The 9697-nt window shown below is 39.1% G+C and carries 7 protein-coding genes and 1 pseudogene; 6 read left to right on the top strand and 2 right to left on the bottom strand.

Annotation, left to right across the window (positions count from 1 at the left end):
• Positions 1 to 1044: 1044 nt before the first annotated feature.
• Positions 1045 to 2304 carry an ATP-binding protein gene (locus HMPREF0666_RS07165; protein WP_009011716.1) on the top strand — a complete coding sequence of 420 codons (1260 nt, stop codon included), beginning with the start codon at positions 1045 to 1047 and terminating at the stop codon, positions 2302 to 2304.
• A gap of 115 nt (positions 2305 to 2419) precedes the next feature.
• Here HMPREF0666_RS07165 and HMPREF0666_RS07160 read toward each other — a convergent pair whose 3' ends face one another.
• On the bottom strand, positions 2420 to 3883 hold the full coding sequence (locus tag HMPREF0666_RS07160) for a DUF3825 domain-containing protein (RefSeq protein ID WP_009011715.1): 1464 nt from the start codon (positions 3881 to 3883) through the stop codon (positions 2420 to 2422).
• 510 nt (positions 3884 to 4393) lie between these two features.
• Between HMPREF0666_RS07160 and HMPREF0666_RS07155 the strand changes: the two genes are divergently transcribed.
• The 5 genes from HMPREF0666_RS07155 to HMPREF0666_RS07135 all read left to right on the top strand — a co-directional run bounded on the left by HMPREF0666_RS07155 (position 4394) and on the right by HMPREF0666_RS07135 (position 8594).
• Positions 4394 to 4699, top strand: coding sequence for a hypothetical protein (locus tag HMPREF0666_RS07155; RefSeq protein ID WP_009011714.1), 306 nt, complete (start codon positions 4394 to 4396; stop codon positions 4697 to 4699).
• 58 nt (positions 4700 to 4757) lie between these two features.
• Positions 4758 to 6455, top strand: a complete 1698-nt coding sequence (locus HMPREF0666_RS07150) for a DUF262 domain-containing protein (RefSeq protein WP_009011713.1) — start codon at positions 4758 to 4760, stop codon at positions 6453 to 6455.
• An 11-nt stretch (positions 6456 to 6466) separates the two neighbouring features.
• Positions 6467 to 6979, top strand: coding sequence for a TIGR00645 family protein (locus HMPREF0666_RS07145; protein ID WP_009011712.1), 513 nt, complete (start codon positions 6467 to 6469; stop codon positions 6977 to 6979).
• Positions 6980 to 7250: 271 nt separating this feature from the next.
• A complete protein-coding gene (locus HMPREF0666_RS07140) occupies positions 7251 to 7736 on the top strand; it encodes a Panacea domain-containing protein (RefSeq protein WP_009011711.1) in 486 nt (161 codons plus the stop codon).
• A 90-nt stretch (positions 7737 to 7826) separates the two neighbouring features.
• Positions 7827 to 8594, top strand: a complete 768-nt coding sequence (locus HMPREF0666_RS07135; RefSeq protein ID WP_009011710.1) for a hypothetical protein — start codon at positions 7827 to 7829, stop codon at positions 8592 to 8594.
• A gap of 720 nt (positions 8595 to 9314) precedes the next feature.
• Here the strand turns inward: HMPREF0666_RS07135 and HMPREF0666_RS07130 are convergent.
• Positions 9315 to 9697, bottom strand: a pseudogene (locus HMPREF0666_RS07130) (transposase); the annotation flags it as partial.

Here is a 9697-nt window from a genome sequence, read left to right as displayed (position 1 = left end):
GTAGAGAGAGAGAGAGAGAGAGAGAGAGAGAGAGAGTACACAATTATTTGGAACTACCAAATAATTCTTGCTCTTTTTTCTATCTTTTTTTGTTAAAGAATCTATCACGCCACAGAAAGTCTGTGCACCTCTCATGAGGAGGTCACATCCAATAGCCGTAATAATATTCTTTATCATTTCCATTTGAAATACTGGTTAATTTTAACTTAACTGGGTGCAAAGATAAAAATAAATATTAAATCCCACAAAGAAAAGGCAAAGAAAAATTAAAATAAAAAATTTCCTCTTCTCTCAAAGCATGGAGAGCAAAGGCTTTCAACGCAAGACTGGATTTATTACACATTACTACAAGAAAAAGTTTTATTCTTATTTGCTGTCATAATTAACATTTCGTGTAACCTCTCTGTGTACTAACAAGTTAAATAAAGACCAAGGCTGACAGAAATGACAGGAAACTTCGTTTTGACTGAATAGCATCGTTAAGACGGTATTAACCGAGGACAGGGTACGATAAGACAAAGTAACAGGGTTAACGCCTTTTGGCGGAGTAACAGATTTCTTTAGCCTAATTAATACTGTAAAGGGTGAGTAGACTAATCTATTACAATCTTTGGTATAAGTGACGAAAAGAGACCTAAAACATCTTATATCCCTTTATCTACAAGGGGAATGAGCCTTAAAAAGTCTTGAATAATGACTTTTCTCCTTTCTTTGCTAATGCCCTTATGTAGGTTTAATTTGGTTCTTCCGTTAAATGTGTAGATTGTTAATAGAATGAGATTAATCCACATACATAGTAAGCTTACCTCCAATAAGATTGTTTTATAAGGGAGGGGTAAACTATATGATAAATAAAGAATATGATTGCCAATCATCCCTTTTTAATTCTATAAGAACCAATAGAAATGTAGCCTATCATACTGTTTTATCACATTTTTATACTTCTTAAATGCAGTTTTTCCATTGGTTATGCTGTATTTCGAAATAAAAAAATTATCTTTGCGGTGTAAAATATGATACTAATATCAAAAATAGTACTCTAATATGATATTTGAACGTAAGAAATATTTGGATGAACTTATCGCAGGACGTGGGAATGGACTTGTGAAGATTATAACAGGTGTCAGACGATGTGGAAAGTCTTTCCTGCTGTTTGACATCTGGCATAACTGGCTGTTGGAACATGGGGTAACTGATAGTCACATCATTGAGATACAACTTGATGATTTCCGAAATAGGCGGTTGAGGAAGCCTGATACCTTGCTCGACTATATAGATTCAAAGGTTGTGGATGATGGCAAACCTTATTATATAGTCTTGGACGAGGTACAGTTGGTAGAAGAATTTGTGGAGGTTATTCTTAGCTTGACACACATGAGAAATGTAGATGTGTATGTGTCGGGCTCAAACTCTCGCTTCCTATCAAGTGATGTTGTGACTGAGTTCCGAGGTAGAGGGGACGAGATACGCATATGGCCTCTCACCTTTGACGAATACTTTAGTGGTATTGGTGGAGATATACGCAAAGCTTGGTTGGATTACTATACTTTTGGAGGACTGCCACAGGTGGCTTTGCTTGAAACGGAAGAAAAGAAAACAGACTATTTGCGTGGTCTGTATGAAACTACCTATCTGCGTGACGTAATTGAGCGCAACCATCTGCGTAATCCTGAAGGAATGAAGGAATTGGTGCGTGTAATAGCCTCGGGCATTGGTTCGTCAACCAATCCAACGAGAATAGCCAATACTTTTCAATCTTCACAAGGGGTAACCATAAAAAGAGACACTATAAAACAATACATTGACTATCTGAAAAACTCTTTCTTGATAGAAGAAGCTTTGCGCTATGCTGTGAAAGGAAGAAAATATATTGGTACCGAGACGAAATACTACTTCGCAGACATCGGCATACGTGCTGCCATTCTCAACTATCGCCAACAAGAGGAAACGCACATTATGGAAAACATTATCTATAATGAGCTTCGCAGTCGAGGATATAATGTGGACGTAGGATTGGTTGAACTTGGTGGCAAGGATGAGAACGGTAAGTTTGTCAGAAAACAGTTGGAGGTAGACTTTGTGGTGAACCGCCCTCCATACAGAGTGTATATCCAGTCAGCCTTTCACATGCCTACGCCAGAAAAGGAACAGCAAGAGCGACGTCCTTTATTGTCAATCAATGACCACTTCCGTAAGATTGTCATTGTAGGTGATGATATCCACCGCAAGGAAGACGAACTCGGAGTATTGACTGTCGGACTCTTGGATTTCTTGACAGACAAGAAAATACTTGAACAGGGTTAAACGCAATCGGATAAAAACAGATTCTTTTAAGGACGAAAAACTTATACCTCATATAATAATACGCAAAAAGCATTGGGGGCAGTGTGCATTTCCGATGCTTTTTGCATTTATATAGTTACTTGTTTATTGCCATGTCAGCCATGAGCCAGTCGCTATCAGGGCGAGTGATGAGTCGAGCGTTGTTGTATGCCATCTGCAACGTGAAGATAGTACGACCTTCATAGTTGTTTACTCCCTCTTCGGGCTTGTAAACATGATTACAAACCAATGCCACATCAATTCTTTTCTTGTCCTCGAGTACCAATGGTAGGAGTAATTGCAGTTTTTTTGCGGTAGGATAGTAAACTGGAATAGCAGTCTTGTAGTTCCATGCTACACGTGCCAGAGCCACAGTTACAGCATTGCGAAAACGAGTAGTAACAAACTGTTTCCAATCATCGTCAGCATATATGGCATCAGCCATGCTGCGATAGTACTCTTCGCGCTTCTGCTTAGGCAGTGCTGAAGGATCATCTACAAATGGGAAACTGTCTGCATATCCTTTCTTGATGAAACCTATGGGCAGTCGTGATATGTTATCTTTCAAAAAATGCTCCCAGTCTAGAGTCGGTTCTGTAGCTCGAGTATCGTAAAGAAGTTCGCGAGGATCATTGAAGTACGATGCTCGCTCTGGGCGATAAGGAAAGCTAGACATAATCTTCTGCTGAGAAGAGTTGGCTGTATTGAAGCCCATAAATACCCAAGGCTGTTTGATTGTGGGTGTACGACCATCGTTGCGCATGAAATAGGCATAGATGGGATCATAGATATTGTCTACAAGTCCAGTATTCCAAACTGCATACAGCTGATTTTCGAGAATTTTGAGTCGTGGTTGTCTGTTATTCTTAGCAGCCACCTCTTTCTCCAATTTGTCTTCATATTGAAGACGCTGAAAGGTAAACGAGAGATAATTCTTCAAGATAGGTCGATTTTGTTTGTCTGCATCGTCATAATACCATCGTTCCTCAAGGGCAAGGTTTACTGCCAGAGAGTTGACTGCAGCATCCCATCCCTTCAATCCTGGCATATCCTTAGGTCGTGGAAAGTATGCATACTTATCAAGTTCGTTACCAAGATAGCTGCCTTGCTTTGGTTTGAACGTTTCTGTAGTGAGTCGTGTGGTTGTCGGTGCAGAGATAAAATCCTCTCGTCCTACCATTTTAAGATCGCGTACTTGCACGGGAACCTCGTGTTTAGAGATGTCCCCTTGACGGAACTCAATACGTTTACCAAACAGACAACGAACCACTTCACGAATGTTGAGGAACCCCATGGCCTCATATTCTGAACGAGTGATTTTCTGGCCGAAAATGGCGAACGGAACCCAACCGTCAGTATCACATACTGTAGTCTTGAATACACCCTCAATCTTCTTCTTCATCGCGCTAATGTACTTGAGTTTGTTGGGGGCAATGCGGAATGCAAGAAATACATCGTCGGTGTCTTGCGGTTTGTAGTTAGGTTCATACTTAGCATCGGGATAGTTAGCTTTGATGAACTCCTCTACATCAATTGTCTTTTCACTACGTTCAGCAACCAATTCACTGAAGCGAGTTACAAATTCACTGAACTTAACAAAGTTGCCAGCTAGAGTTGGAATCTGAGCGTAAGCACCCTCGAGTAGTGCTCGAAAATAAAACCACCAGCAAGTGCAAAATTATAATATTTTTTTGTAGAACTCGTATTTTGATATTTGAAAATTTAGTGTAAAGCCAACCAGCAAGTACAAAATAATTTTTTATTTCTTTTAGAATATTACAAAAAAATTATATCTTTGCAACTGGGCATATTATATGCCCATACATTTTGGTAAAAAGAGGCGTTATGCCCTATTCTTGTATGTACGAAGCCTGAGAAACTTCCAAACAATGTGACAAGAAAGGTCGTAATGGTCTCCACGCATATAGCGTGGGGCTGTTATTCCCACATCTGTCACAAAAGGTTTTCTCAGGGCCTGTACATTAAGACGTGGAGCATACAGTTCCACGCTTCTTGCATATTAACTTGAACGGTCCATAGGAATTGTACGACCCAAAGAAAGAAAACTATTATGGCAATTTCAATGATTGAGCGCCACGGTTCTTGGTATGACATCTTTGACGAACGTGGTAAGAAGACAAAATCTGTTAGTGAAAACATTGGAGAAATAATGGGGCATAGCTCAAATTTCTTTATTGTTTTGAAAGGTAGTTGGTATGACCTTTATGACGGGCAAGGGAAAAAGTATAAGTCCTTAAGCTCCAATATAGGTATGTTTGTAAGTGTTAGTGGTGATACTTTTGTTGTTAGAAAAGGCTCATGGCTTGATACTTACGACCGATTCGGTAAAAAAGTCAGCTCAAGAGCAGCACGCTAAATTCATTTTGTGTCCTCCAATTCAAAATTTGAATTGGAGGCTAAAATAAAACATCATAATGGAATCATATACAAACATATCAACACTGTTGGCAGGAAAGTCAATTAGTGTGCCTAACTATCAACGAGCTTATTCCTGGGATACAGATAGCTCTAACAAAAGCCTCAAACAAGTCGATACATTCCTGTCAGATTTACAAGATTATGTAAATAGCCGCTCTTCTACGCCATACTATTTTGGTCATTTTCTCTTTGAGGAGAAAGGTGAGAATAAATATGCTATTATAGATGGACAACAGCGATTGACAACTACCGTTATCTTTCTGTCGGCTCTCTATAAGCGATTAAAACAAATTAGAAACATAGAGAAGGTGGACGATTTTGATGATGACTTGTATATATTATATTGCAACACCATCAAACAGAGAAGGCAATATCGCTTTTCAACTGTGAGTTATGACAATCAGATGTTCCGAGATTATGTGATAGACCAGACGATCCATAATCGAAATGAGATAGATACTGTTTCAAAGGAAAGAATAGTAAATGCCTTTGATTTTTTTTGCAACGAACTAACCGATAAGACAGAAGAAGAATTATTACAGCTTCTTGAGGCTATGACAAAAGCATCTTGTACAACCCATGTAGTAAAAGATGAGAGCGAAGCTGTACAAATGTTTATTTTCCAAAACAACCGTGGTAAAAAGCCCACAAAGTTGGAGATTATCAAAGCACAGTTTATGTACGACATACATCTGCATGCGCCCGTAGAGGATAAACAAAACCTATTATCTGAGATTACAGAACGCTTTGAACATATCTATAAATCTATCTCCAAGATTGAGGGAAATATAGATGAAGACAATGTATTGAATTATACCATAAAAGTTTATCGGAATTCTCTTGACGATATAAACTCAACAGACTTTGTAAACAAAGAATTAGACAAAGCCGATAGTTGTATATCATTCATTAGGGAATTTACGCAACTACTATCGTCTTGTTTTAGCCAAATAAGCAACTTTTTAGACGAAACAAAGAAAAACATCACTTATCATGCTTTGCTTGTTGCAGCAGATCGAAGTATTATGTTCCCTTTTGTTATCAAAGCATTATTAAAAGGAATGCCTCAAAAAGAACTAGAAGAATTAGCAAGAGCATTAGAACAAATATTCCTCCGTCATCGGATTATAGGTACACGAGCTAATCTTTTGTGGCGTTTAAATGAATGTTATAAGAATATGGATAATAGTGCTAAAACAGTAGTCAATCACATCCAGTGGATGAAGAGTAGAAAAGACTGGTGGGGCTATTGGAATAATGATGAATTATTACGTACTCTAAATATGGGAATGAACCACAACACAGCCAAAATACTCTTATGGAAATATGAAAATCACCTTATTCAATGTGGGAAAGCAGGATATAAGACGTTGAAATATGACGACATTGAGCAACCTCATCTTGAACATATCGCGCCACAAACAGAAAACAAAGAACCGAATAATGGATATTGCTCTTATGATGAGGACTTCTATAATCGTTATTTGGAATGTTTGGGAAACTACTTGCTACTGTCTGGTAGCCATAACATGTCATTAAGCAATGAAAGATTCCAGAAAAAGCGAGAAAGTTATACATATTTGCAGCAGCAAAGGGAAGTTTTAGGAATGACGGAACAAGACCCAATTTGGGATAAAGATAAAATTCAGCAACGTCACTCAAAGATCGTTGATTACTTAATGCAAATACTTTAAATATCATATTTATGAGCAACAAATTAGAAAAAGTCATAGAGTGGTGTATCTTTCAAAGTCGCTGGCTCCAAGTTCCTGTTTATCTCGGTATGTGCGTAGTAATGGGAATGTATTCATACGTCTTTTGTAAAGATGTCATACATAGCCTTATAAATATTGAGACATTCACAGAAGAAACTATGCTTATGCTCGCTATAGGGATTGTGGATGTCTCAATGGTTCTGAATTTAATCATCGTATGTGTAATTGGAGGATATTGGTCGTTTGTTAGCAGACTGGAAATCATAGAGAAAGACAAGGATAGTAATCAGTTTGGTTATCTTGGTAAGATAAATCCAAATGCATTAAAACATAAATTGATGATTTCGCTTATCAGTATTTCTGCCGTTCATTTGTTGGAAACATTTGTAGCAGAAAATATAGATACACAACACACGATTATGCAAATCAGTATTCATATTGTATTTGTTTTGTCTGCTTTGGGCATTACATATATGGATAAAATCGGAGAAACGCAGCATTAAATACAGGATAGAGAATAATGTTAGAGCGACGGCTTGTAGAAAGGGTATAGTCCTTCCCAATCCTTTGTATGCCATAGAATAAGCTCAGCCCCTGCATCCTTAGTTTGTCAATCTTGCAAAATAGCCGAAATGCAAATAAGGCGAGAAAGATTTTATTCCAAGGAGTTGCATATATCGGATATTTTTAGTAGTTTTGCATCATAAAGCACTTATAATCTTCTACTCCCATGAGAGGTCTGAGAGATAAGAGAACAACCAATAATAGATTCTAATGATTGATGTTATAAAAGCAGCTTCTTATATCTTTAAAAGGTATAAAGATGAGAGGAATACTGAGATAGACGAGATGAAACTTCATAAACTCATGTATTTTTCTCAGCGAGAGTCTATTATCCGTACTGGTCAACCCATGTTCGACGAACAGTTTGAGGCATGGAAATATGGGCCTGTAATCGTTAAGGTACGCGATAAATATAAGGCTAAGGCACTCAACGAGCTACCATCACAGACGGAGTTGGCCCCTTTCCTTGAGTCGTTCGATTATGTTTTTCAGCATTATGCCCCTAAAGATTCATGGTCATTAAGTATTCTTGCTCATGGAGAAAGTTCTTGGCAGCATGCCCGTGAAGGCTATGGAGACGACGACCGATGCGATGTTCCGATGGCACTCGATGATATCATACAAGACGCAGAACGCATAAAGATGCGGCGGTTCTATTTCGATGAGATATTACCTCAGCTCAACAAAGAAAACTAAATATCTAAAGTAATAGAAGAAGCATTAACCTTAATAGATGCCTTTGAGGTAAGAAGAGTACGCGAAATAGATAAGAGTATCTTGGACGCTATGACTGGTCCAACCGTTGAAGGTGTGGAACAGAGAAATATCATAGCGTGGTTTAATTCCGTAGAATATGTAGAAGATGACTTAAAAGGTCATATTGCCTCTTTTGTTGTGATGTCTCCAACAAATATCCCTTTAATCTTCTTCTCTATACGATGTGGCGAACTATTCGAGATGGCCCAGCCCGAGAGGATGAGAGTAGGCTATAATGCAAGGGAAGCGCTTCGTAGGCTGATGAATAGAGATTATTCGTCTGATATAGAAAAGGACCAATTATTAAGGGATGTCAAGGCAACCAAAGACTACAATATGACACCTGACGACATCTTTAGGTATGCTGGTAAGAAAGAATCTTGGGAGAAAGACGAGAAAATAGAAAGAACAAAAGAGGTTACAAAGGTGCTCGCTTCCTATCCAGCCGTAGAGCTGAAACTGTTTGGAATCAATGACACTGCACGAGCGTATTGGGCTTCATTGGGTCTACCAAAGCATATAAGGATGGGCGAAACCCTGTTTTGGTTAAAGGTTGTAGAGACACTTGAAGCGATGCACAAGTATGTTGGTTGCCAATATGTATATTTATTTGCAGCCTACAAAGAAGCTGAAGGAAAATTAGTTCAGTATTATAGAGTGCGCCTAAAGTTTAAGTCTGATGCAAACTTATCGGCTAACAAGCCTCAATTCGATTGGCAAAGTCAATTCCTTTACCAAAGCATAGAGGAATTATTCGAGCAGAAAAATCGGTTTAGAGAATTGCTTATAAAAGATTAAGAGGAGTAAAGTTTTTTCCGTTTTAATAAACTTCTCCAGTCGAATACTTGCCCTTCATGATTAAAGAAGACGTCCTTCTTTATTCGAGGATATGCCCTTCTTGCGTGTAGAAGGGTCCCTTCTTCGTGCAAGGAGAGGCCCTTTTTGAATGGAGGAGGTAAGTAGTTGATTTTATGTCAGTTGCGAAGTGGGTTTTATGGGGTATCTCGGCTATGGATTAATGAGTAGTTTTTGTAGTTTTGTTAAATATTTTCATGCCATTTGAGAGTGGCTGGGAGTTTTATATCTCACAGAGTTTAGAACGCAACTGGCTCGTTGGATAATTTATCCTCTCACAGAGTTCACAGAGGAACAGAGGCCTTTCAGCGAACAGGGGGAGCACGCAGAGAAGAGCGGCCCCTCCCCCGTCCCCTCCCCCGAAGGGAAGGGGCGTGATTACCGAGATACCTCTATGGAGAGGATGCGGGCATCGTATTGTGCCATATTAGCATCTTCAAATAGCTGAAAGGGTCTGTGTTATCGGTTGACTTAATGTCTCTGTGCACATTTGTAAGTTCTGTTCTTCTGTGCATTTCTGTGAGAAAACTAAGATAAGTGACTCGTTGGATAATTTATCTCTTACAGATTTTCACAGAGGAACAGAAGCCTTTCTGCGAACAGGGGGAGCACGCAGAGAAGAGCGGCCCCTCCCCCATCCCCTCCCCCGAAGGGCTACTCTTTCTACACATCTTTTTTAAGACTTGTATAGAAGGCTACTTGGTATTCAAATACTCGTAAACCTTCCTTAAGGGTGATGTAGCCTGGCCTAGTGTCCTTACCCATATCACACCAGCCTTGTAGACGGGCGATTATCCATGCTGCCCATGGTAGGCTGTCCTCTTTGAAAGGATTTCTTCCATCTTTTGACCTCGGGTTCTTGGTGTGTATCATTCCCATGAGTGCATGTAGAACTACTAATTGGACGTTTGTAAAGAGTATGCGGGCTGATACTTCTTCTCGTTTCGTGTCGTATGACCTCTTAAGTATCAGACACTTAAGTACTGCCGATATGGTTAGAGAAATCATCTTCTTTGTGCTCTCGCCATCCTCTAATTGTATGTCTT

This window comes from Prevotella sp. C561 (assembly GCF_000224595.1).
Classification (GTDB): Bacteria; Bacteroidota; Bacteroidia; order Bacteroidales; family Bacteroidaceae; genus Prevotella; species Prevotella jejuni.
Note: the sequence above shows the minus strand (reverse complement) of the source record. Positions and strands in the feature narration are given on the sequence as shown.

What these genes read in the sequence shown, in the direction of transcription:
- HMPREF0666_RS07140 (WP_009011711.1), top strand. Translation starts at nt 7,251, where the DNA reads ATGATTGATGTTATAAAAGCAGCTTCTTATATCTTTAAAAGGTATAAA.
- HMPREF0666_RS07135 (WP_009011710.1), top strand. Translation starts at nt 7,827, where the DNA reads ATGACTGGTCCAACCGTTGAAGGTGTGGAACAGAGAAATATCATAGCG.
- HMPREF0666_RS07150 (WP_009011713.1), top strand. Translation starts at nt 4,758, where the DNA reads ATGGAATCATATACAAACATATCAACACTGTTGGCAGGAAAGTCAATT.
- HMPREF0666_RS07145 (WP_009011712.1), top strand. Translation starts at nt 6,467, where the DNA reads ATGAGCAACAAATTAGAAAAAGTCATAGAGTGGTGTATCTTTCAAAGT.
- HMPREF0666_RS07155 (WP_009011714.1), top strand. Translation starts at nt 4,394, where the DNA reads ATGGCAATTTCAATGATTGAGCGCCACGGTTCTTGGTATGACATCTTT.
- HMPREF0666_RS07165 (WP_009011716.1), top strand. Translation starts at nt 1,045, where the DNA reads ATGATATTTGAACGTAAGAAATATTTGGATGAACTTATCGCAGGACGT.